This is a genomic window from Bradyrhizobium sp. WSM1253 (assembly GCF_000244935.1).
GTDB lineage: Bacteria > Pseudomonadota > Alphaproteobacteria > Rhizobiales > Xanthobacteraceae > Bradyrhizobium > Bradyrhizobium canariense.
Genome location: NZ_JH600073.1, coordinates 1892733 through 1915494, shown reverse-complemented (window position 1 = coordinate 1915494; position 22762 = coordinate 1892733). Strand labels below are relative to the sequence as shown.

Sequence of the window (22762 nt, the reverse complement as noted above, 5' to 3'; positions counted from 1 at the left end):
GGGGGAGGGCTGGGGAGAGGGTGTCTCAACAACGGGACACTCCCCCAGAGGAGAAAGCCCTCACCCGGCACTTCGTGCCGACCTCTCCCGCAAGCGGGAGAGGCGAGTCGCCCGCGGCTGTACCGCTCGCACCAAATTCACCTCATTTCGTTGCGACACCATGTCACCGCGCCTGAAGCTGCGAGACATTGCCTTCTTCGAACGTCCCGTGCAGTTCGCGCGGCCGTTCCGCTTTGGCGCGATCACGATCAACGCGACTCCGCAGCTGTTCGTGCGGGTCGGGATCGAGGTCGAGGGCAGGGGAAGTGCTGTCGGTGCGAGTGCCGAGCTGCTGGTGCCAAAATGGTTCGACAAGCGGCCGGAGCTTTCGCCGGCCCAGACCGTCGATGACTTGCGCCGCTCGCTGGAGATCGCGCGGGGGCTTTATCTCGCGCGAACCGGATTTTTGACGGCATTCGATCTGCATGCATCGTGCATCGGTGCCCAGGTCGCGACCTGTGCGAAAAAGAACATTCCGGCGCTTGCCGCGGCTTGCGGACCCGCCGAAATCGACAAAGCGATCCTCGATGCGCTGCTCCGCGCTGCCGAGACCAATTTCTTCGGCGGCATGGCCGGCAACATCGCCGGCATCGATGCGCGGCTTTCGTCCGACCTGAAGGAAACGGATATCACGGCCTTTCTATCCGGCCGGAAGCCGCTGGCGCGCGTTGCCATCAGGCATACCGTCGGTCTCGACGACACCGTTGAAGGCGAGGGCGGAGTTGCAGATCCCCACGAGAACTCCGGTGCAAGATACTTCAAGCTGAAGCTGTCGGGGGACCCCGTCGGCGATGCAGCGCGGCTGGCGCGCATTGGCAAGGAGCTCGATGCGCTGGACCGGGACTACAAAGTGACGCTCGATGCCAACGAGCAATATGCCGATCTCGCAGCCTTGCATGAACTCATCGGCCGGCTCGACCATGACACTGCGCTGCGATCGATTTCATCCAGGCTGCTCTATGTCGAGCAGCCGATGCCGCGCGATGTCACGAGGCAGTCGCCGCTCGGCTCGCTCGCGGCGCGCGGCTTCATCATCGACGAAGCCGACGATTCCTACGACGCGTTTCCCGCGGCACGGGCGCTCGGCTATCACGGCATCTCCTCGAAGTCCTGCAAAGGGCTTTACAAGTCCATCGTCAACGCGACACGCGCGGCGAAATGGAGCTTGGCCGGCGAAAGATTCTTCGTGACCGGCGAGGACCTCACCTGCCAGGCGGGCCTCGCCGTGCAGCAGGACCTTGCGCTCGGGGCCTTCATCGGCATCACCCATGCCGAACGTAACGGCCACCATTACGTCGATGGCTTCGGTGATACGCCCGCCGCGGAGGCCCAGGCTTTCGCCGTCGCGCATCCCGATCTCTACGCGGATGCCGGGCAGGGCATCCGCCTCTCCATTCACAACGGCGATCTCCTCACGGGATCGCTCAATGCAACGGGCTTTGCGACGTCGGTTCATCCGGACTGGTCGGCGCTACGCCCGCTCGAACAGCCAAAATCTCTGCAGGAGCAGTCGGCATGACCACCCAACGCCTCGGCCTCATCATGAACGGCGTCACCGGCCGCATGGGACTCAACCAGCATCTGATCCGCTCGATCGTCGCGATCCGCGAGCAGGGCGGCGTCCGCTTGAAGAACGGCGACCGCGTGATGCCCGACCCGATCCTGGTCGGCCGCAGCGCCGAGAAGGTCGAGGGGCTCGCCAAGCGCTACAACATCGCGCGCTGGACCACCGATCTCGACGCCGCCCTCGCCGACAAGAATGACACCCTGTTCTTCGATGCCGCGACCACACAGGCGCGGCCGGGGCTTCTGACCCAGGCCATCAATGCCGGCAAGCACGTCTATTGCGAGAAGCCGATCGCGACCAATTTCGAGGAGGCGCTCGAGGTCGTCAAGCTCGCCAATTCCAAGGGCGTCAAGCACGGTACGGTGCAGGACAAGCTGTTCCTGCCCGGCCTGAAGAAGATCGCCTTCCTGCGCGACTCCGGCTTCTTCGGCCGCATCCTCTCGGTGCGCGGCGAGTTCGGCTATTGGGTGTTCGAAGGCGGCTGGCAGGAGGCGCAGCGGCCGTCATGGAATTACCGCGACGAGGACGGCGGCGGTATCATCCTCGACATGGTTTGCCACTGGCGCTACGTGCTCGACAATCTTTTCGGCGAGGTCGAGAGCGTGAGCTGCATCGGCAACACCGACATTCCCGAGCGTTTCGACGAGCAGGGCAAGAAGTACAAGGCGACCGCCGACGACTCCGCTTATGCCACGTTCCAGCTCAAGGGCGGCGCCATCGCCCACATCAACATGTCCTGGGTGACGCGCGTCTATCGCGATGATCTCGTCACCTTCCAGGTCGACGGCACGCTCGGCTCGGCCGTCGCCGGCCTTTCCGACTGCATGATCCAGGCGCGGCAGGCGACGCCCCGACCGGTGTGGAATCCCGACGAGAAGCGGCTGCACGATTTCTACAGCGACTGGCAGAAGCTGCCTGACAACGTCACCTACGACAACGGCTTCAAAGAGCAGTGGGAGATGTTCATCCGCCATGTCTACGAGGATGCGCCCTACAAGTTCACGCTGCTCGAAGGCGTCAAGGGCGTGCAGCTCGCCGAATGCGCGCTGAAGAGCTGGAAGGAGCGGCGATGGATCGACGTCGCCCCGATCAAGGTCTGAGGTCTATCGGACAATCATCGATGTTGTTGAGCCGTCATTGCGAGCGAAGCGAAGCAATCCAGAAACCCTCCGCGGACACAGTCTGGATTGCTTCGTCGCTTCGCTCCTCGCAATGACGGGGAGAGGTCTGAAATCATGAACAAGCCCGTCCAGCCGTTGTCGTTGTCGCTCAAACTGCCGAAGGCCGATCGCTCGATCGAGGCCTACCGGCTCGCGGCCTCGCGAACGTTTCCCGCAAAGCTCGAGGGTCCGCTGAACCGCATTGCGTTCTCCGCCGTCCATACCGTGATCGATCCCTTTGCCGACAACGACCCGTGGCTCTCCGCTGCCGTCGACTGGGACAAGACCATCGCCTTTCGCGAGCACGTCTGGGATCTCGGTCTCGGCGTGGCGGAAGCCATGGATACCGCGCAGCGCGGCATGGGGCTGGACTGGCCGACCTCGCTGGAGCTGATCACGCGCTCGGTGTCCGCCGCCAAGCGCCGCAACGCGCTGGTGTTTTCCGGAGCGGGCACGGACCATCTTGCGGTCGAGGACGCCAAGAATCTCGACGACGTGATCCGCGCCTATGAGGAGCAGATATCGGCAGTCGAGAAGGTCGGCGGCCGCATCATATTGATGGCGTCGCGCGCGCTGGCGAAGCTGGGCCGCAACGCCGACGATTATGCCAAGGTCTATGACCGTGTGCTGTCGCAGGTTCGCGAGCCCGTGATCATCCACTGGCTCGGCGACATGTTCGATCCGGCGCTGACGGGATATTGGGGCACCAACGATCTCGACAAGGCAATGGATATTGGGGTCGCCATCATCAACGGCAACGCCGCCAAGGTGGACGGTGTCAAGGTTTCGCTGCTCGACAAGCAGCGCGAGATCGACATGCGCCGTCGTCTCGACAAGCGCATCAAGATGTACACCGGCGACGATTTCAATTATGCGGAGCTGATCGCCGGAGACGGGCAGGGCTTCTCGCACGCGCTGCTCGGCATTTTTGATGCGATCGCGCCGGCGGCGTCTTACGCCTTGTCGCGGCTGGCTGCTGGTGATGAGGCAGGCTTCCACGACGTGCTGGGTCCGACCGTGCCGCTGTCGCGGCACATCTTCAGGGCGCCGACCCGGTTCTACAAGACCGGTGTCGTCTTCATGGCCTATCTCAACGGCCACCAGGACCACTTCACCATGGTCGGCGGGCAGGAGAGCACGCGCTCGACGCTGCATCTGGCCGAGTTGTTCCGGCTGGCCGACAAGGCCGGGCTGCTCGCCGATCCGGAGTTGGCGACGCGGCGGATGAAGGCGGTGCTCTCAACGCGCGGAATCGAATCCTGATGCGTGATTTTTCGCCCGACCATCGCTGGCTGTCGCTCAACACGGCGACAATCCGCAAGCAGGCTGATCTCGTCGAGATCATCGATGCCTGTGCCAGGCACGGCATCCGCGCCATCGACCCCTGGCGCGACCAGGTCGCTTCCGTCGGCCTCGATCGCGCCGCGCGTGCGGTGCGCGATGCCGGTCTCGACCTGTCGGGCTATTGCCGTGGCGGCATGTTCACCTCCGACGCATCGCGCCGGAGCGAGGTGCGCGACGACAACCGGCGCTGCGTCGACGAAGCCAAGGCGCTGGGAGCCCCCTGCATCGTTCTCGTCGTCGGCGGCCTGCCGCAATATTCGCGGCCGGGCAGCGAGGCGTCGAAGGACATCGCCGGCGCGCGGACGCAGGTCGAGGAAGCGCTCGCCGAAATGCTCGATTACGCCAAACAGGCCAAGCTGCCGCTGGCGATCGAGCCGCTGCATCCGGCCTATGCGGCGGACCGCGCCTGCGTCAACACCACGAAGCAGGCGCTCGACATCTGCGACCGGCTCGACCCTGATCGCAGCGGCATGCTCGGCGTCGCGCTCGACGTCTATCACATCTGGTGGGATCCGGAGCTGATGGGGCAGATCGCGCGCGCCGGCCGAGATCGCCTGCTTGCCTTCCATGTCTGCGACTGGCTGGTGCCGACCAGGGACATTCTCAACGACCGCGGCATGATGGGCGACGGCGTGATCGACATCAAATCGGTGCGCGAAGCGGTCGAAGCGCAGGGCTTTGCCGGCTATTCGGAGATCGAAATCTTCTCCAACGACTGGTGGAGGAAACCGATGGATGAGGTGCTGCAAACCTGCATCGCGCGGCACAAGACGGTGGTGTAGCTTTAACGAACGCTGGTCTCACGGGCTTGCTACCTGCTGCAGCCTGTTGAAGCGTGCCTTCTGCTCGGTGCTCCGCACAAACTCCTGCAGAGCAGCGAACTAGTTGGGAGTAGTACCAACGAGAGGTGGACAGCCTTCAGCTTTCAGGCAGAATATCACCACCCCGATGCCGCAGCCGCGCCACAGTCTGCGCCAGATCGGATGAGGTAATTGGTGGCATCAACGATCGGCAGGCACGACGGATGTACCCTGCCTGACGATCTTGAATGGCCCCGACGTGCAATCGTCGGGGCCATTGTGCGTGGTAAGGCTGGCCACTTTTGGCAAAGGCCTCGGCGTGGTCGGACGCGGCTGATTTTATTGCGGTTGTAAGGAAAGACCGCACGAACGCGGTCTTGCAGTCCAATGGGCCGGGACCAAATAGTTTTGGGATCAAATTTTTTGTCCGGTCCGGTCTGGTCACGAGCTAACCACATCCAGGAAAGGCCGCTCACTATTAAAATTTCAGTCCTAAATAATTTCAGTCCTAAATGGAACGCGCCGGCGACCTATCGTCCGATGCGCGCTTTGCTGACGTGTGCCTAGAGCGCAGGCCGAAGGGCTGTCATTCTGCGCAGCCCTTGTTGCTGCCCCGCATCGTTCGCCTTGCTATTCGGTGAAAAGTCAAACGATTGCGCTATCATCGATGACCGTCAAACACCGGGCTGTCACTCGTCAATTCAATCTGCGAAGCTGTGACACCCCAAATGCGCTTGTAAGCAAACAAGCGTGAAGGAAGGGTTCGCAATGGAGAAGGTGCGACGCTTGCGTGCGATAAGTTCGCTGTGCCGGCAACAGGCCGCGTACAACAGCATAAATGGAAGCTGCTCGCAGAAGCAGAGTACTGGGATCACCTGGCCCATCTTGAGCTGTCTTCCTACTTCCAACAATGCAACGCCATTAGCTCGAATGAGATAGAGCGGCCTCGATCAATCACAAACACGAATGACGCTGGACCGAAGGCGATTTCGGCCACGTGAGGACGGAGCAAGGCTGTCGTTTGCATTCCGCCACCGCACGTCTCACAGAGAGAAGTGGCCTGGACACGCATGCTCTCGTCGAGCTGTGAAGCAGGGCAGGGCGATTGCGGTCACACCACGTCGTTCGGCTGCTGCGCAAATGGCCACGAGAGAATGCCGAGAGAACGCGACCTCGTCCTCACGGGCTTGCGACCTGTTCCAGCGCGTTGAAGCGTGCCTTCTGCTCGCTGCTCAGCGTGGCATAGAACTCGTCAAGAGTCGGTTCGACCAGCTTGGCGGCCGTCAGCATGGCTTCGAGCCGGTGCTGCATCGCTTCCAGCCGTCCGACCGGCGTCAGCGGTACATCGTTCGGGCAGGCCGCCTGCAGGTGATCGACGCCCTTGGCCGTCGCTTCGCTGAGGCGGTCGAGCGCTTCCTTCTGCTTGCCTGCGGGGTGCAGCACTGCCTCGATCCTTTGGATCGGTAACTGGGTCAAGCCGGACTTCGGATCGCCGCAGCCGTCGGCAGTGGTTTGGGCACTGGCTTGCTGCGGCAGGGAGCGCTCGCCGACATTGGGGCCGAGCGCGTTGAAGCGCGCCTGCTGCTCGTCACTGAGTGAGCTGTAAAAATTCTCCAGTGCCGGCCGCACGATCTTGACGGCTTCCAGCGTCGCGCTGATGCGGTTCATCATTGCGCGCAGGCGGCCGGGTGGAGTCAGTGCATACGTCTCTGCGCAGGAATCCTTGAACACACCGGCAGCGTTGGCCGCCGCGGTCTTCAGCTCGTCGAGCAGCGTGCGTTGCTCCGGTGTCGGCCGTACCGCCCGCGCGATATCGGCAAGCGGCCAGGCGGTGACGCCCTTGTCCGGTGTGCCGCACAATTGCCGCAGCGTCTGGGGGCTCACGCTGGCGCCTCGAGGAGCGCGGGAGCCTCCGCCGGCTTGCGGATAGTCATACGGGTTGGTGCTGGCATAGGCGGAATAGGGGCTGTCACCACCCCAGAACACGGTGTCGACGAAGTCGTCGTACGCGTACGCCCAATAGCCGGGCTCGTAGGCATAGGACCAGAAGGTGTAGTCAAAAATGTCGGAATAGGCGTAGGGCCAGAACACCGGCCCAAGCCATGCCACGAAGGCCGCGGGATGGCGGTGGCGCCAGGCCTGCCGGGGCGCCCAGCCGCTCTGGCGGGTGATGAGAGCCGCCTGGGTTTGCGAAGTGGCCTGCTCGCGGAAACGCTCGGCAAATCGCCCGCGCCCGGCGGCTCGCCCTGCGGCAGCCGCTGCAGCAGTTGCCGCGGGAGCCTGTCCCAGCCGCTGCTGGCGCGCCAGATCGGTTTGCTGCACACGCTGCTCACGCTGGAGCAAGCGGTTTTGCGTCTGGAACATTCGTTGTTGCTGGCGTTGCGCCCGCGCACCTTCAGGCTTTTGCGACTGCAATTGCTGCACGCGCTGCTGCAGCCGATCGATGCGGGTCTGGCGCTCCGCGGTCTGGCGCGACAGCACCTCGCGCTGCCGCTGCTGCACCACCTGCTGGCGCTGCTGGATCTGCAGGTGATGCTGTTGCGCGCGTTGATCGATCTGCTCCCGTCGCGACAGCCGCTCGCGCGCGGCTGGCGGTCCGCTGGGGCGCAAGGGGGCGGCGATGTGCGGCGTCGGCCGCGGCCCCATGGCCGGACGTTGCGGTGCAGGCGGCGCCCGATGGAATTCAGGTCGCGGCGCCGCCACGTGCGGGGCAGCCCGCGGCGGTGCAGCGAAGTGGGGGGCCGGACGCTGGGGCGGTGAGGCGAGGTGCGGCGCCGGATGCGGCGCCATGGCCGGTCGCTGCGGCATGGAAGGTGGATGGAATGCGGGGGCGGCGGGGCGCACCATGGCCGGCGGCGCCGGCGGACGGGCCATGGCAGGTGGTGCGGCTGGCCGAACTGCCGGCGCTGCGGCCGGCCCGGGTGGTCCACCCCTTCCGTGTCCCTGAGCGGACGCGCTGACGCTCGCCGCCAGCATCGAGGCACCAACCAAAAAGGCCGTCAGGCAAACGCCATGCGGAAGCATGCTCGTCGCTCCCAGCTCGATATCGCCCACAATTCTCAACGCACAGGTGGCGGAATCGTTCGTCGTTGGTCGCAGCCGGCAATTGCGATCTTCCGACGCAGGCAGGCTCTAGGAGAAATCCTGCGTCAGGATCGTCGCGAACTGCTCCAGTGCCCCGTCGACCTGAGCGCTGGTGATCACCAGCGGCGGGGCGATGCGGATGGTGTGCTCATGGGTGTCCTTGGCGAGGATGCCCTTGCCCTGGAGCGCCTCGCAGTAGCGGCGCGCGCGGCCGGCTTCGGGATGCAGCTCGACCGCCAGCATCAGGCCGCGGCCGCGCACGTCGCGGATCGTGTTGGCGCGGATGGCTTTCAAGCCTTCGAGAAAGCGCGCGCCTTGCGTGGCTGCGTTCTCGATCATGCCTTCTTCCACCAGCACGCGCAGTGCCGCGCGCGCGACCGCGCAGGCGAGCGGGTTGCCGCCGAAGGTTGAGCCGTGTTGCCCGGGTCGCAAAGTCCCGAGCACGTCGTTGTTCGAGAGCACAGCCGACACCGGATAGAAGCCGCCGGACAAGGCCTTGCCGAGCAGCGTCACGTCAGCCTCGACGCCTTCGTGCTGTTCGGCAAGCAGCTTGCCAGTGCGGCCGAGCCCGGTCTGGATCTCGTCGAGCACCAGCATGACGTTGTTGGCCGTGCAGAGCTTGCGCACCCCCGTGAAATAGCCGGGTGGAGGAATGATGACACCGGCTTCGCCCTGGATCGGCTCGACCAGAAAGGCGACGGTGTTTTGCGTGATCGCTTCTTCCAGCGCCGCGGCGTCGCCGAACGGGATAATCTTGAAGCCCGGCGCGAACGGCCCAAAATGGGCGCGGGTCTCGGGCTCGGTTGAAAAACCGACGATGCCCAGCGTGCGCCCGTGGAAATTGTTGGTGCAGACGATGATCTCGGCCTGGCCGTCCGGCACGCCTTTCACCTCGTAGCCCCATTTCCGCACCGACTTGATCGCGCTTTCGACCGCCTCGGCGCCGCTGTTCATCGGCAGCACCTTGTGCGAGCCGGTCAACGCCGCGATCTCTTCGTAGAACGGGGCGAGCTGGTCGTTGTGAAAGGCGCGCGAGGTCAATGTAAGCCGGCTCGCCTGTTCGACCATCGCGGCCAGGATTTTCGGGTGGCAGTGGCCCTGGTTGAGAGCCGAATAAGCCGAGAGGCAATCGAGATAACGGTTGCCCTCGGTATCCCACACCCAGACACCTTCGCCGCGCGACAGGACGACCCCGATCGGCTCGTAGTTGCGAGCGCCAAAGCGTGCTTCGGTTGCGAGGAAATCGATGACCGAGGAGCTCATCTTCGTCACTCCATTGCTGCTTCGGCATTGGCCGTTGGCGAGGCGCGCGCTCCCGTCGATTTGCCTCCCCTTGTCAAATGGTTATGCGGATCCATAAGGCAATCTTCCGCCGAGGGCCCTCTACTGTGCATGGGGTTGTTTTCGACATCTTTGTTTCCGGCCTCAGCCGATTGCGCAAGGCACGCTCAAGAACCCGCGGAACCGCACCCGTCCACCCCTGACCGGCTGTCCGCTCACGGCATAGTTCGGGAAGCGCGCCAAGAAGCGTGAGACCGCGATGGCGCCTTCCAGCCGCGCCAGCGCCATGCCGGCGCATTGATGCGCACCGGTGGCGAAGGCGAGATGCCGGTTCGGCGTGCGCGCGATGTCGAATCTCTCGGGGTCGGGAAACTGCGCCGGATCGCGGTTGGCAGCTCCGATGCACAGCGTGATCGACGTGCCGGCATCGAGCATGACGCCGCCGAGCTCGACCCGCTCCGTGGTCATGCGGTTGCCGAGCTGGTTCGAGCTCTCGTAGCGCAGCGTCTCTTCGACCGCAGTTTTGATGAGGTCGGGGTGGTCGATCAGCCGCCGCTTCTGATCCGGATTGCGGTCGAGCGCCACGAGGCCGTTGCCGATCAAATTGGTGGTGGTCTCGTGGCCGGCATTGAGCAGGAAGATGCAGTTGTGCAGCAGCTCCTTCTCGGTCAGCCGCTCGCCGTTCTCCTCGCCCTGTATCAGGCGCGTCAGCACGTCGCGTTCGGGGTTGCCAGGCTTCGCTCGTCGGCGTGCGACCAGCGTTCGGAGGTAGCCGAGGAAATCCGTCACCGCCTTGTTGCCGCGGGCAGCGACTTCAGGTGACACCACTGGTTCGAGGGCACCGAGGATTGCCAGCGACCAGTCGCGCAGCGGCGCGCGCTCGTCATGGGGCACGTCGAGCAGATTGCCGATCACCTCGATGGGGATCGAGGCGGCGAAGTCCTCGATCAGCTCGCAGCTGCCCTTGGTGGCGATGGCATCGAGCAGACCGTCGACCAGCTTGATGATATCAGGCTCCATCCCGGCGATTGCGCGCGGCGACAGCGCGCCCATGATCAGGCGCCGCACGCGGGTATGCGCCGGCGGATCGTTGAAGACGAGGCTCGTGGTGTGGTGCTCGTAGAGCGGGGTGTCGCCGTATTTCGGCGCGAACTCGCGCTTCTTGTCCGAGCTGAACGATTTTGTGTTCTTGTAGGTCGTGACGAGATCGTCATAGCGGGTCAGGAACACGGTGCCGTTGCGCAGGCGCTTGACCGGCTCGTTCTCCCGCAGTGCACGATAGGTCGGGTAGGGATTGTCGTAGAATTCCGCCGTCAGCTTCTCCAGATCGAAACTGGCCGCCAGTTCGTTCGCACTTGCGTTCATGCCGCCATACTCGCCGGTTGAGTCCGATATGCTGTATTCGCTCTTTTGAGAGGCTCGGTTCACCGTCTACAATCGAACCGCGATTTGCAAGCCGACCAGACAGGAAAATGCACGCCCGTGCTGACGCTGCCGACACCGCCGCCGAGTCCGGCACTCATTGGCCCGACGATATTTTCGCGACCTTGCAACGCTTCGACGTTCGGCAGGTGCCTTACGTACCCGACGCCGGCCATTCAAAGCTGATCCAGCGCGTGCTGGCATCGTCCACGATGCGTGGCATTCCGCTGACGACGGAGGAGGAGGGCGTGGTCTTCTCGCCGGCGCCTGGACCGGCGGACAGCGCGGCGTGCTGCTGATGCAGTCGAGCGGGGTCGGTAATTGCATCAACATGCTGTCGCTGATCCCGATCCTGCGCTTTCCCTTCCTCACCCTGGTGACCATGCGTGGCGAGTGGGGCGAGTTCAATCCGTGGTGCCGATGGGATCGACCACGCAGGGCGTGTTCGAGCTCTCGGGTGTCAAGGTGCTGCGGGCTTCGACCGCAGCCGAGGTGCCGGCCGTGCTCGAGGCGGCGGCCGCGCAGGCCTATAACGCCCTCACGCCCACCGCCGTCCTGCTGTCGCAGCGCCTGATCGGCGCCAAGGTTTTCACCAAATGAGCAAGGCCAATCTCCTCGACCGCCGTCAAGTGGTGTCCGCGCTTCTCGCGGACCGCAAGGATGTGGTTGCGATCGGCGGCCTCGGCGCCTCCACCAACGACATGTTCGCGGCCGGCGACCATGCCCGGAATTTCTACCTCTGGGGCGGCATGGGCGGGGCGGCGATGATCGGGTTGGGCCTCGCTCTGGCGCAGCCAAAGTTGCCGGTGCTGGTCATCACGGGCGACGGCGAGATGCTGATGGGCATGGGCAGCCTTGCCACCATCGGCCTCCAGAAGCCGTCCAACCTCTCGATCGCGGTGCTCGACAATGAAGCCTATGGCGAGACCGGCGGTCAGACCAGCCACACCGCCGCGGCCGCCGACCTCGTCGGCGTCGCCAAGGCCTGCGGCATCGGGGATAGCCGGTCCGTGACGACCATGGTCGGGGTCGAGGCCTTCGCCAAAGCCGTCCACGACGTCACCGCCGGGCCGCGCTTTGCCAACGTGAAGATCGACAGCGCCAATCTGGAGCGGATTTTGCCGAGCCGGGATGGGACTTACATTCTCAACCGGATTCGCGGCGACCTCGGTTTCCAGCCAATCTAGGCGCTCCCGTCCTGCACGGGGACCGTGTGGGCGAGGTCAATTTCCACTGGAATTACAACGCACTCAGGTTGCGATGCAGCATAGTGCTTGACTTTTGCGTGGGTGAGTGCTTACTCACTAGCATGAGCTCATTGCGTATGACGAGCGACCTGAGGCGTCAATTGATCCTCGGCGCCGCAAAGCGTTGCTTTGCCCGACACGGCTATACCGGCACCACGACCAAGAGCGTGGCGGCCGCCGCTGCCATTTCCGAGGCGCTGCTGTTCAAGCATTTCCCGTCCAAGGCCGCGCTTTACGCCGAAATCCTCAGCGACGAATGCGAGGCGGACCCGGCGCTCATGGAGCTGCTCGAACGTGAGCCGTCGACGGCCACGTTGGTCGAAGTGATCCGCGGCATGGTCGGGCATTTCATGCACATCGCCGATGGGCCCGACCAGGAAGAGGCCCAGCGCCTGCGATTGATGGCCACGAGTCATTTGGATGATGGCGAATTCGCTCGTTTGCTATATGCCAAGATCGAGACGCTGATCGGGGCGGCCTTCGTCGCCTCGCTCAAGCGTGCGGTTGCCGCGAGGGACGCGCGGCCATACAACGGCGAACCGCTCAACCTGTTCTGGTTTGCGCATCACACCGTGATGACGGCTGCGCTGACCAGGCTGCCGGCCACGCCGTGTCTCGCTTACGGCAAGGCGAACGACCTCGAGCGGCAGCTGTGTGAGTTTCTCCTGAGGGGTATCGGACTTAACGACGCCGCAATTGTTTCGCATTTGGGCCGCGATCAGGCCGGTTGTGTGGGCAAGACGGCGATTGCAGAGAGTGCATGACATGAACATCGTCACCGAACACAAGATTTCGGGCGAACCGATCGACAACAAGGCTCCCAAGCGTCCGGTCCGGCCGGTGCTCTGGTTCATCATCGTCGGCGCGCTTCTGGCGGTGCTCGTCGGTGGCCTCGTCTGGTTCAATTATTTCCGCGGCCAGATGATCAAGCAGTTCTTCGCCAACAACAAGCCGCCGCCGGTCGCGGTCAGCGCCGCCGAGGCGAAGTCCGAGGTGGTGCCGAACCTGCTGACCGCGGTCGGTGGGTTGTCCGCCGTGCACCAGGTCGACGTCAGCGCCGACGTCAACGGCCGCGTCACCGAGATCAAGTTCGAGCCAGGCACGCATGTCGAGGCCGGCACGCCGCTGGTGCAGATGTTCGACGCGCCGGAGCAGGGCGACCTCGCCAACTACAAGGCGCAGTCCACCGTCGCGCAGCTGTCGCTCGACCGCGCCAAGCAACTGGCGTCGCGCCAGTTCGGCCCGCAGGCAACCGTCGACACCGCGCAGGCCGCGTACGATCAGGCGCTGGCGGGTATTGCCAAGACCGAAGCGTTGATCTCGCAGAAGCTGGTCCGCGCGCCGTTCGCCGGCGATCTCGGCGTTCGCAAGGTCGAGGTCGGCCAGTATCTGACCGCCGGCACGGCCATCGTTTCGCTGACGGATCTGTCGGAGCTGTGGGCCAACTTCACGGTGACGGAAAAGGACTCGGGCAATCTCAAGGTCGGTCAGCCGGTTCGGCTGAAGGTCGACGCCTATCCGGGCCGCACCTTCGACGCCAAGATCACGACGATCGAACCGCAGATATCGAGTGACACCCGCAACATCCGCGTGCAGGCGACCATCTCCAATCCGGAGAAGATCCTGAAGCCCGGCATGTTCGTGACCACCACCGTGGTGCTGCCGGACAAGCCGGCCGTGGTCACCGTGCCGGAGACGGCGGTCGACTACACGCTGTACGGTGACTCGGTGTTCGTGATCACCGAGAAGAAGGAAGCCGACGGCAAGACCAGCCTGAGCGCGGTGCGCACTTTCGTGCAGACCGGCAGCCGGGTCGAAGGCCGCGTCGAAATCGTCAAGGGCGTGAAGCCGGGCGACAAGGTCGTCGCCGTCGGCCAACTCAAGCTGCAATCGGGCGCGGCGGTGTCGATTTCGACCGACCCGGCTCCGCAGATCCCGGCGCAGCCACCGCGCTACTGACATCGTACACGTTGCAGCATGATCCGGCACGGCCGGGTCATGCGTTTTGCAAGTCAAAGAAATCGAGATCGCCGCGATGCGCTTTACTGATATTTTCATCAAACGCCCGGTCCTGTCGGTCGTCGTCAGCCTGCTGATCCTGCTGATCGGTTTGCGCGCGGCGACGACGCTGCCGATCCGGCAATATCCGAAGCTGTCGAACACGGTCATCAACATCACGACCGTCTATCCGGGCGCGTCCGCGGACCTGATCCAGGGCTTCATCACCACGCCGATCGAGCAGGCGGTCGCTTCCGCCGAAGGTGTCGACTACATCACCTCGTCCTCGGTGCTCGGCACCTCGACGATCCAAGTCTACATCAAGCTGAACTTCGATCCGAACCAGGCGCTGACCGAGGTTCTGGCCAAGACGAACTCGGTCAAATATTTGATCCCGAAGGAATCCAACGACCCGATCGTCACCAAGACCACGGGCCAGACCACGGCCGTGATGTATCTCGGGTTCTCCTCCGAAGAGCTGTCGGGCTCGGCGATCTCGGACTATCTGACGCGCGTTGTGCAACCGGTGCTGTCGACCGTCGATGGCGTGGCCTCCGCCGACATTCTCGGCGGCCAGACCTTTGCGATGCGGCTGTGGCTTGATCCCCTGAAGATGGCGGGCCGCAACGTGTCGCCCGCAGATGTCGCGACCGCGATCACCGCCAACAACTTCCAGTCAGCGGCGGGGCAAACCAAGGGCTATCTCATCGTCTCGAACGTATCGACGAATACGGGCCTGACCGACGTCAACCAGTTCAAGAAGATGATCGTCAAGGCCAAGGACGGCGGCTTCGTGCGGATGGAGGACATCGCCACCGTCGAACTTGCGGCCCAGAGCACGGACGCGAGCGTCGCCTTCAACGGCGAGCACGCCATCTTCATCGGTGTGCAGGCAACGCCGCAGGGCAACCCGTTGACGCTGGTCAAAGGCGTGCGGGCGCTGTTCCCCGAGCTGGAGCGCAATCTGCCGCCCTCGATGAAGATGAAGGTCGCCTACGATTCGACCAAGTTCATCCAATCCTCGATTGACGAGGTCGAGAAGACGCTGGGTGAAGCCGTGATCATCGTGATCGTGGTGATCTTCCTGTTCCTGGCGTCGTTCCGTTCGGTGATCATTCCAGTCGTCACCATCCCGCTGTCGATGATCGGCGTCTGCACGCTGATGCTGGCGCTGGGCTTCAGCTTCAACCTGTTGACCCTGCTTGCGATGGTGCTCGCGATCGGACTCGTGGTCGACGACGCCATCGTCGTGGTCGAAAACATCCATCGCCATCTGGAGGAAGGGAAAACGCCAGTCCAGGCATCGCTGGAAGGCGCGCGCGAAATCGTGGGTCCCGTCGTCTCGATGACCATCACGCTCGCCGCCGTGTACGCGCCGATCGGTTTCCTCGGCGGCCTGACCGGCTCGCTATTCCGCGAATTCGCCTTCACGCTTGCGGGCTCGGTGATCGTATCCGGCGTGATCGCGCTGACGCTGTCGCCGATGATGTGCTCGGTGCTGCTGAAGAACACCGAAGAGGGTCGCTTCGCCAAGGCGGTCAACAAGGTGTTTGGCGCGCTGACGCGGTGGTATGGGCGCAGGCTCGACCGCTCGCTCGACTACAAGGCCATCACCGGCCTGTTTGCGGTGACCATCCTCGGGCTCGTCGGCTTCCTCTACATGCACACGTCGAAGGAGCTGGCGCCCGAAGAAGACCAGGGCATCGTGTTCGCGGTGACCAAGGCGCCGAAATACGCCAACATCGACTACGTCGACTTTTACGGCGAGAAGCTCGACAAGGAATTCCAGAAATTCCCCGAGACCGATCTGCGCTTCGTGCTGAACGGCATCAACGGCCCGCAGGGCGGTATCGCCGGCATGCTGCTGAAGCCGTGGGAGGACCGCAAGCGTTCGTCGATCCAGCTGAAGTCGCTGGTGCAGGCCGAGCTTTCCAAGATTGAGGGCGTGCAGGCGTTCGCGTTCAACCTGCCGCCGCTGCCGGGCGGCCCCGGCGGCCTGCCGGTGCAGATGGTGATCAACTCCACCGCCAGCTTCCAGACTGTCTACGAACAGATGGAGAAGCTGAAGGCTGCCGCCCGCAAGAGCGGAATGTTCATCGTTTCCGACAGCGATCTTGCCTACAACCAGCCGAACGTGAAGGTGACGATCAACCGCACCAAGGCGCAGGATCTCGGCGTCAACATGCAGAACCTCGGCAGCACGCTCGCCGTGCTGCTCGGCGGCAACTACATCAATCGCTTCAACCTCGAGGGCCGTTCCTATCAAGTCATCCCGCAGGTGCCGCGCGGTCAGCGGCTCTCGCCGGAATCGCTCGCCGGCTACTACGTGACGACCAACACCGGCCAGCAGCTTCCGCTGTCGACGGTGGTGTCGATCGAGACCAAGACCGAGCCGAATTCGCTGACACATTACAATCAGCTCAATTCGGCGACCTTCTCAGCGGTACCGATGCCCGGCGTGACCGTCGGTGCGGCGGTGGACTTCCTCGAGAGCGAGGCCAAAAACCTGCCGCAAGGTTTCAGCCATGATTATCTCGCGGACAGCAGGCAATATGTGCAGGAAGGCAACCAGCTCGCGATCACCTTCGGCTTCGCGCTGATCATCATCTTCCTGGTGCTGGCGGCGCAGTTCGAGAGCTTGCGCGATCCGCTGGTCATCATGATTTCGGTGCCAATGGCGATCGTTGGCGCGCTGATCCCGCTGTTCTTCGGCGTGGCGACCATGAACATCTACACCCAAGTCGGCCTTCTGACCTTGGTGGGCCTGATCACCAAGCACGGCATCCTGATGGTGGAGTTCGCCAACGAGCTCCAGATCAACGAACGGCTCGATCGCCGCTCCGCCATCGAAATGTCGGCCCGCATTCGTCTGAGGCCGATCCTGATGACCACGGCCGCGATGGTGACGGGCCTTATCCCGCTCCTGACCGCGACCGGCGCAGGCGCGGCGAGCCGCTTCTCGATCGGTCTGGTGGTCGTCGCCGGAATGTCGATCGGCACGCTGTTCACGCTGTTCGTGCTGCCGGCGGTCTACGTGGTGCTGGCGACCGACCATCGCGCGGCGGCCGATTCCGAGCGGAACAAACAAGTCAACGATCTCGACCTTGGCTCCAAGGCGCTACGGCCGACCTGAGGCCGCAGGTAAGCCAACCCGAGGGCGGCAGCGGCTAATCCGTTGCCGCCCTTTTTCTATTGCCCCGGTTGCTTCGGCTAGCTTTTCCCCGCTCGCGAGAGACAAGGTCCCGTCTTCTTGCTAGGTTCGGCGGGATGAGCCTTTCCCTCCACCCTGACACCCCGCAAGCCAGGACGCTGCCAAGCGCGGCGCCGGTTGCCGTCGCGTCGGGCACGACGCCAGGGCAGGGGATCAGGAGCCGGCTCTTCACGAAATATGTGGCGCTGTTCGTGGCTGTCGTCGCGATCGCGCTGCTGGCCAACGGACTGTTCGAGGTCCTCTTCTATTATCGCGAGCACAAGGCCGCGCTGATCCGGGTCCAGCATGAACAGGCCGAGGCAGCCGCGGCCAAGATTGGTCAGTTCGTCAAGGAGATCGAGAGCCAGCTCGGCTGGACCACGCAGCTGCCCTGGTCGGCGGGTTCGATCGAGCAGCGCCGCTTCGATGCGCTGCGGCTGCTGCGCCAGGTCCCCGCGGTTACCGAGCTCGCCCAGGTCGATGCGACCGGCAGGGAGCGGCTGCGGGTCTCGCGGCTCGCCATGGACGCGATCGACAGCGGCATCGACCTGTCGGACGATCCGAAGTTTACCGAGGCGGTCGCGCACAAGGTTTTTTACGGTCCGGTCTATTTCCGCAGGGAATCCGAGCCGTACATGACCCTGGCGCAGGCCGGGTCGCGCAAGGATGCCGGCGTCAGTATCGCGGAGGTCAATCTCAAGCTGATCTGGGACGTGGTATCCCAGATCAAGGTCGGCGAGCACGGACACGCCTACGTGGTCGGTCCGGAGGGACGCCTGATCGCGCACCCCGATATCAGCCTGGTCCTGCGCAACACCGACATGTCAGGTCTCACCCAGGTGCGTGCCGCGCTTCTCGGAGGCAGCGCCGCATTCGACGCGCTTTCCGAAGCGCGCAATCTCCAAGGACAGAAGGTGCTGACCGCGTCGGCGCCGATTGCGCCGCTGCACTGGACCATGTTCGTCGAGCTCCCGGTCGAGGAAGCCTATGCGGCGCTCTATGCCGCGTTGGAACGGCTTGCATTCGTGCTGCTCGCGGCGTCGATCTTCGCGGTGCTTGCCGGGATATTCCTGGCGCGCCGCATGGTCGGGCCGATCCAGGCGCTGCGGCGCGGCGCCGAGCGCATCGGCAGCGGCGATTTCTCCCAGCGCATCTCGATCCGAACCGGAGACGAGCTGGAGGGGCTCGCGGACCAGTTCAACGACATGGGCGAGCGTCTGCAGGAATCCTATGCGGACCTGGAGAAGAAGGTCGAGGTGAGAACGGCCGAGTTGACCGAGTCGCTCGAGCAACAAACGGCTACGTCGGAAGTGTTGCAGGTCATCAGCTCGTCTCCGGGCGAACTCGCGCCGGTGTTCCACAAGATGCTCGAGAATGCCACACGCGTCTGTGGCGCGAGTTTCGGCGTGATGAATTTGTGGGACAGCGAGAGTTTCACGATTGCTGCGGATTACAATGTGCCGCCCGCGTTCGCGGCTTCGCGGAAAGATATGGCAATCCGTCCGCATCCGGAGAGCGCGCTTGCTGAGGTCGTCAGGACACGTCAGGTTGTTCACGTGCACGATGTGCAACAAACTCCGGCGTATCTTGCCGGGGGGCCGACCATTCGTGGAATCTCCGACGTCGCCGGCGCCCGCACGATCGTCATCGTGCCCATGATGAGGGACAGCGAGCTGATCGGAACCGTCGCGGTCTATCGCAAAGAGGTCCGGCCGTTCACCGACAAGCAAATCGCGTTGGTTGAGAACTTCACGAAGCAAGCCGTCATCGCAATCGAGAATACGCGGCTTCTGAACGAGTTGCGCAAGCGTACGACGGAGCTGTCGCAATCCCTCGACGATCTTCGTACCGCGCAGGACCGCCTGATCCAGACCGAGAAGCTCGCGTCCCTCGGCCAGCTCACGGCGGGGATCGCGCACGAGATCAAGAATCCGCTCAATTTCGTCAACAATTTCTCGGCGGTGTCGACCGAGCTGATCGACGAGCTCAACGAGGCCTTGCAAGCGGCCTCGCTCGACGGCAAGACGAAGGAGGAGGTCGAGGAGCTGACCGGCATGCTCAAGAGCAACCTCGAAAAAGTGGTGCAGCATGGCAAGCGCGCCGATTCCATCGTCAGGAACATGCTGCTGCATTCGCGCGAGGGCTCCGGCGAGCATCGCCCCAGCGATATCAATGCGATCCTGGAGGAGAGCCTTAATCTCGCCTATCACGGCGCACGTGCCGAACGGCCCGGCTTCAATGTCACGATCGAGCGCGGCTTCGACCCCGCCGCAGGCATGGTCGATATCTATCCGCAGGAAATCACGCGCGTCTTCCTCAATCTGATCTCGAACGGCTTCTACGCCACCGCCAAGCGCAAGGAGAGCGACGCAGGCGCCTTCGAGCCCACGCTACGCGCGGCTACCAAAACTCTCGGCGAGAGGGTCGAGATCCGCATTCGCGACAACGGCACCGGGATCCCTTCCGATGTGAAGGAGAAGATGTTCAATCCCTTCTTCACCACCAAGCCGGCCGGCGAGGGCACCGGCCTTGGCCTTTCCATGAGCCATGACATCGTCGTGAATCAGCACGGCGGCACGATCGACGTGAACACCGAGCCCGGCGTATTCACCGAGTTCATCATCACCCTGCCGCGCATGATGGCGGCGGGCGACACTTCCGGAGGCAAGACTTGAACGTTTACATCCTGGTCGTCGATGACGAGCCCGACGTCGAGGCGCTGTTCCGGCAGCAGTTCCGGCGCGATTTGCGCGCCGGCCGCTTCCAGATGGAATTCGCGCCGTCCGCGCCCGATGCGCTGAAGCTCGCTGCCGAGGTTCGCGATCCGTCGTTGATCCTGATCCTGTCCGACATCAACATGCCCGGCATGAGCGGACTCGACATGCTGCCGAAGGTGCGTCTTGCGCATCCGGACGTTCCCGTCATCATGATCACCGCCTATGGCGACGCCGAGACGCGCCGGAAGGCTATCGAGCGCGGCGCAGTCGGACTTCTCACCAAGCCGATCGATTTCGCGCTGCTGCGGCAGGAAATCGACACGAGGCTCGGGCAAGCCGCATGACCGCGACCATCCTCTTCGTCGACGACGAGCCGGATCTCGAGGCGTTGGTCCTGCAAAAATTCCGCAGGCAGATTCGCGATGGGTCGGTGACCATCATGTTCGCGCGCGACGGCCTCGAAGCGCTGCAGTCGCTCGAGCAGAACCCCCATGTCGACATGGTGGTCTCCGACATCAACATGCCCAGGATGGACGGGCTGTCGCTGCTGGCGAAACTCCAGGAAGCCGAAGACAAGAAGTCCACCATCATCGTGTCGGCCTATGGCGACATGAGCAATATCCGCACTGCGATGAACCGCGGTGCGTTCGACTTCCTGACCAAACCGATCGACTTCGCCGACCTCGAGATGACGATCCAGAAGACCATCCGCCACATCGAAATGCTGCGTGAGGTGCGAGGCCGCCAGGCGGAGGCGGAGCGCGCCCATGCCGCGCTCTCGCGTCATTTCTCGCCCGAGCTCGCCAAGCGTCTGGCGGCCAGCGGTGAGAGCGAGGGAATCGAAGTGCAGTGGCGCGATGTCGCGACCATCTTCACGGACATTACCGGCTTCACCTCGCTGGTCGAGAGTGCGCCTCCGGAGACGCTGGGCGCGCTTCTCAACGAGTATGTCGGCGGCATGACCGAGGTCGTCTTCGCGCACGAGGGGACTGTCGCCAAGATCATCGGCGATGCGATCCAGGTGCTCTTCAACGCACCCGGCGATCAGCCCGATTATGCGACCCGCGCGGTCGCCTGCGCACATGATCTCGACGCCTGGGCCGAGGATTTTTCCGCGCGCTGGAAGGTGAGAGGCGTGAATTTCGGCACCACCCGTATCGGCATCCACGCCGGGCCGGCACTGGTCGGAAATTTTGGCGGCAACCGGTTTTTCGACTACACCGCGTATGGAGATTCCATCAACATCGCGGCACGGCTGGAAGCCGCGAACAAGCATCTGGGCACGCGGATTTGCGTCAGTGACGGCATCGCCGAGACGGCTGAGAATTTTCGAGGTCGCCCCGTCGGCGAGCTGATGCTGCGTGGACGCAGCGAACCGTTGCGCGCGTTCGAGCCGCTGGCTCCGGCCCAATTCGCTGCGCCGGAAACGGCGCTGTATTCCAAGGCTTTTGCCAAGATGGAGGCCGGTGATGCCGCCGCCATGCCGGCCTTCGCCGCACTCGTCGGCATGCATGCCGACGATTCCCTGGCCGGCTTTCACCTGAAGCGCCTGCTTAACGGCGACAAGGGCATTCGCATGCAACTGGAATAGTAGTCCGACATGGTTGGTGAATTTAGCGCCGGAAACTACCGTTTCATTCCGTCCGTATTCCAGTACTCGGCCGGTGCGGCCGCTGACGATGGCTATGAGATCGAGCGCGTCCGCTTCGACCGGCTGGTGCCGCTCGCGGAAGGGTTTGCGCTTGCCGCGAAGTATATTCAGGCGGCGGGGCGGCCGCTGACGGCGTTCTGCGCCTGCGAACTGCGCTCGCCCGCGGCCTTCAGCGAGGAAGGCTTTCGCGCGTTCAACCTGCACTATGTGAAGACGCTGTCCGAATGGGGCATCTTCGACGGCACCACCAATCCGGTCGCGCGCAGCAATGTCTGTCCCGAGATCGATCCACCGGCCAAGCCGTCGTTCTATGCGTTCTCCTTCACGCGGCCGACAGGCTCGAAGACGCCGAGCTTCGTGATTTCCGGCGGCGCCGAGGCGCGCGAGGGCAGTGGGACCTATGTCGAGCGCACCGTGCGCTACCGCGACCTCAGCTTGGAAGGCCTTCGCGAGAAGGTGCGCTTCACGACGACGTCCCAGATGGAGAACAGGATGACGGCCTTCGGCTTCGGTTGGAAGGACACGACCAGCGTGCAGGCCTATTCCGTGCACGACTTCCACCACACGCTGGTCGACGAGCTCGTCCGCCGCGGGGCGTTGCGGTCCGGCCTGACCTGGCACTATGCCCGGCCGCCGGTGGTCGATCTCGAATACGAGATGGATTGCCGCCGTGTGATGCGCGAGGTCGTGATCTAGCTAGTCGTCCGTGAAGAGCGGCTAAGCGATTGAGCTAGGATCGCATTTGACTTTGTGGACTGTTTTTGGAATGCAGGATTTTGATGCTTGGGGCATCGGAACCTTGCAATTTCATTTTCAGGATTCCGTCGAATCGCCAGTCATGATTCGGTGGTCGCATCGGAGGTGGCGATGCGACCGAAGAAGCATAGGACGACGGGATCGGGCGATCTGTTCCGGGCCAGGCTGGACCAGATCATCAATTTGAAGCACGAGCTGGTTCAGCTCGCCGGCAAGGTCGATTGGGACTGGATCGACGGCGAGATCGCTCCGCTCTATAGCGAGAACGGTCGGCCAGGCATCGCGACCCGCTTCGTGATTGGGCTGCTCCTGCTCAAGCACATTTACGGCCTCTCCGATGAGGGGGTGTGCGAGCGTTGGGTCCACGACCCGTATTTCCAGTACTTCACCGGCGAAGAGTTCTTCCAGCACGCGTTCCCGCACGAGCGCTCGGACCTGAGCCATTGGCGCAAGCGGCTCGGCGACAAGCTGGAGCTGTTGCTGGCCGAGAGCCTGCGGGTGGCGCA

At 63.5% G+C, this 22762-nt stretch carries 16 protein-coding genes and 1 pseudogene; 14 read left to right on the top strand and 3 right to left on the bottom strand.

Translation table 11 applies throughout. From position 1 onward, the window contains the following. Positions 1-160: 160 nt before the first annotated feature. From BRA1253DRAFT_RS10755 to BRA1253DRAFT_RS10740, 4 genes are all read left to right on the top strand, one after another. Positions 161-1558: a hypothetical protein gene (locus tag BRA1253DRAFT_RS10755; RefSeq protein ID WP_007593898.1), complete on the top strand. Its 1398-nt coding sequence runs from the start codon at positions 161-163 to the stop codon at positions 1556-1558. Next, positions 1555-2706, top strand: a complete 1152-nt coding sequence (locus BRA1253DRAFT_RS10750) for a Gfo/Idh/MocA family protein (protein WP_007593897.1) — start codon at positions 1555-1557, stop codon at positions 2704-2706. Before BRA1253DRAFT_RS10755 ends, BRA1253DRAFT_RS10750 begins: the two co-directional genes overlap by 4 nt. 135 nt (positions 2707-2841) lie before the next feature. Next, positions 2842-4029, top strand: coding sequence for a dihydrodipicolinate synthase family protein (locus BRA1253DRAFT_RS10745; protein ID WP_007593896.1), 1188 nt, complete (start codon positions 2842-2844; stop codon positions 4027-4029). Continuing rightward, positions 4029-4892, top strand: a complete 864-nt coding sequence (locus tag BRA1253DRAFT_RS10740) for a sugar phosphate isomerase/epimerase (RefSeq protein ID WP_007593895.1) — start codon at positions 4029-4031, stop codon at positions 4890-4892. The genes BRA1253DRAFT_RS10745 and BRA1253DRAFT_RS10740 overlap by 1 nt, the downstream gene beginning before the upstream one ends. 1197 nt (positions 4893-6089) lie before the next feature. On the opposite strand, the gene BRA1253DRAFT_RS10735 is transcribed toward BRA1253DRAFT_RS10740, so the two are convergent. From BRA1253DRAFT_RS10735 to BRA1253DRAFT_RS10725, 3 genes are all read right to left on the bottom strand, one after another. Further along, positions 6090-7556: a Spy/CpxP family protein refolding chaperone gene (locus BRA1253DRAFT_RS10735; protein WP_007593890.1), complete on the bottom strand. Its 1467-nt coding sequence runs from the start codon at positions 7554-7556 to the stop codon at positions 6090-6092. Positions 7557-8042: 486 nt separating this feature from the next. Then, complete coding sequence (gene rocD, locus BRA1253DRAFT_RS10730) at positions 8043-9257, bottom strand: ornithine--oxo-acid transaminase (RefSeq protein WP_007593888.1); 1215 nt, start codon at positions 9255-9257, stop codon at positions 8043-8045. A gap of 162 nt (positions 9258-9419) precedes the next feature. Beyond that, a complete protein-coding gene (locus BRA1253DRAFT_RS10725; RefSeq protein WP_007593886.1) occupies positions 9420-10640 on the bottom strand; it encodes a cytochrome P450 in 1221 nt (406 codons plus the stop codon). A 107-nt stretch (positions 10641-10747) separates the two neighbouring features. Between BRA1253DRAFT_RS10725 and BRA1253DRAFT_RS10720 the strand changes: the two are divergent. The 10 genes and pseudogenes from BRA1253DRAFT_RS10720 to BRA1253DRAFT_RS10675 all read left to right on the top strand — a co-directional run. Then, positions 10748-11297: pseudogene (locus BRA1253DRAFT_RS10720) on the top strand (phosphonopyruvate decarboxylase). Then, positions 11294-11884 carry a thiamine pyrophosphate-dependent enzyme gene (locus BRA1253DRAFT_RS10715; protein WP_007593884.1) on the top strand — a complete coding sequence of 197 codons (591 nt, stop codon included), beginning with the start codon at positions 11294-11296 and terminating at the stop codon, positions 11882-11884. The pseudogene BRA1253DRAFT_RS10720 and the gene BRA1253DRAFT_RS10715 overlap by 4 nt, the downstream one beginning before the upstream one ends. Before the next feature lie 122 nt (positions 11885-12006). Continuing rightward, positions 12007-12708: a TetR/AcrR family transcriptional regulator gene (locus BRA1253DRAFT_RS10710; protein ID WP_007593882.1), complete on the top strand. Its 702-nt coding sequence runs from the start codon at positions 12007-12009 to the stop codon at positions 12706-12708. 1 nt (position 12709) lies between these two features. Next, the gene (locus BRA1253DRAFT_RS10705) at positions 12710-13903 is read left to right on the top strand and encodes an efflux RND transporter periplasmic adaptor subunit (RefSeq protein ID WP_007593881.1); all 1194 of its coding nucleotides are present in this window, start codon (positions 12710-12712) and stop codon (positions 13901-13903) included. A 76-nt stretch (positions 13904-13979) separates the two neighbouring features. Next, complete coding sequence (locus BRA1253DRAFT_RS10700; RefSeq protein ID WP_007593878.1) at positions 13980-17075, top strand: MexW/MexI family multidrug efflux RND transporter permease subunit; 3096 nt, start codon at positions 13980-13982, stop codon at positions 17073-17075. A 134-nt stretch (positions 17076-17209) separates the two neighbouring features. Further along, complete coding sequence (locus BRA1253DRAFT_RS10695; RefSeq protein WP_007593877.1) at positions 17210-19807, top strand: ATP-binding protein; 2598 nt, start codon at positions 17210-17212, stop codon at positions 19805-19807. After that, positions 19804-20193 (top strand): response regulator, encoded by a 390-nt coding sequence (locus BRA1253DRAFT_RS10690; protein ID WP_007593876.1) that lies wholly within the window; start codon positions 19804-19806, stop codon positions 20191-20193. The genes BRA1253DRAFT_RS10695 and BRA1253DRAFT_RS10690 overlap by 4 nt, the downstream gene beginning before the upstream one ends. Then, the gene (locus tag BRA1253DRAFT_RS10685) at positions 20190-21440 is read left to right on the top strand and encodes an adenylate/guanylate cyclase domain-containing protein (protein ID WP_007593875.1); all 1251 of its coding nucleotides are present in this window, start codon (positions 20190-20192) and stop codon (positions 21438-21440) included. Before BRA1253DRAFT_RS10690 ends, BRA1253DRAFT_RS10685 begins: the two co-directional genes overlap by 4 nt. Positions 21441-21449: 9 nt before the next feature. Continuing rightward, positions 21450-22196, top strand: a complete 747-nt coding sequence (locus tag BRA1253DRAFT_RS10680) for a hypothetical protein (RefSeq protein WP_007593874.1) — start codon at positions 21450-21452, stop codon at positions 22194-22196. 171 nt (positions 22197-22367) lie between these two features. Next, positions 22368-22762: IS5/IS1182 family transposase (locus tag BRA1253DRAFT_RS10675; protein WP_007593868.1), on the top strand; the 395-nt coding region annotated here is incomplete at its 3' end.

Bases quoted from the DNA above. Each gene is read 5' to 3' on its own strand.
- BRA1253DRAFT_RS10685 (WP_007593875.1), top strand. From the start codon at position 20,190: ATGACCGCGACCATCCTCTTCGTCGACGACGAGCCGGATCTCGAGGCG.
- BRA1253DRAFT_RS10710 (WP_007593882.1), top strand. From the start codon at position 12,007: ATGAGCTCATTGCGTATGACGAGCGACCTGAGGCGTCAATTGATCCTC.
- BRA1253DRAFT_RS10695 (WP_007593877.1), top strand. From the start codon at position 17,210: ATGAGCCTTTCCCTCCACCCTGACACCCCGCAAGCCAGGACGCTGCCA.
- BRA1253DRAFT_RS10755 (WP_007593898.1), top strand. From the start codon at position 161: ATGTCACCGCGCCTGAAGCTGCGAGACATTGCCTTCTTCGAACGTCCC.
- BRA1253DRAFT_RS10715 (WP_007593884.1), top strand. From the start codon at position 11,294: ATGAGCAAGGCCAATCTCCTCGACCGCCGTCAAGTGGTGTCCGCGCTT.
- rocD (WP_007593888.1), bottom strand. From the start codon at position 9,257: ATGAGCTCCTCGGTCATCGATTTCCTCGCAACCGAAGCACGCTTTGGC.
- BRA1253DRAFT_RS10705 (WP_007593881.1), top strand. From the start codon at position 12,710: ATGAACATCGTCACCGAACACAAGATTTCGGGCGAACCGATCGACAAC.
- BRA1253DRAFT_RS10725 (WP_007593886.1), bottom strand. From the start codon at position 10,640: ATGAACGCAAGTGCGAACGAACTGGCGGCCAGTTTCGATCTGGAGAAG.
- BRA1253DRAFT_RS10750 (WP_007593897.1), top strand. From the start codon at position 1,555: ATGACCACCCAACGCCTCGGCCTCATCATGAACGGCGTCACCGGCCGC.
- BRA1253DRAFT_RS10735 (WP_007593890.1), bottom strand. From the start codon at position 7,556: ATGGGGCCGCGGCCGACGCCGCACATCGCCGCCCCCTTGCGCCCCAGC.
- BRA1253DRAFT_RS10680 (WP_007593874.1), top strand. From the start codon at position 21,450: ATGGTTGGTGAATTTAGCGCCGGAAACTACCGTTTCATTCCGTCCGTA.
- BRA1253DRAFT_RS10745 (WP_007593896.1), top strand. From the start codon at position 2,842: ATGAACAAGCCCGTCCAGCCGTTGTCGTTGTCGCTCAAACTGCCGAAG.
- BRA1253DRAFT_RS10700 (WP_007593878.1), top strand. From the start codon at position 13,980: ATGCGCTTTACTGATATTTTCATCAAACGCCCGGTCCTGTCGGTCGTC.
- BRA1253DRAFT_RS10740 (WP_007593895.1), top strand. From the start codon at position 4,029: ATGCGTGATTTTTCGCCCGACCATCGCTGGCTGTCGCTCAACACGGCG.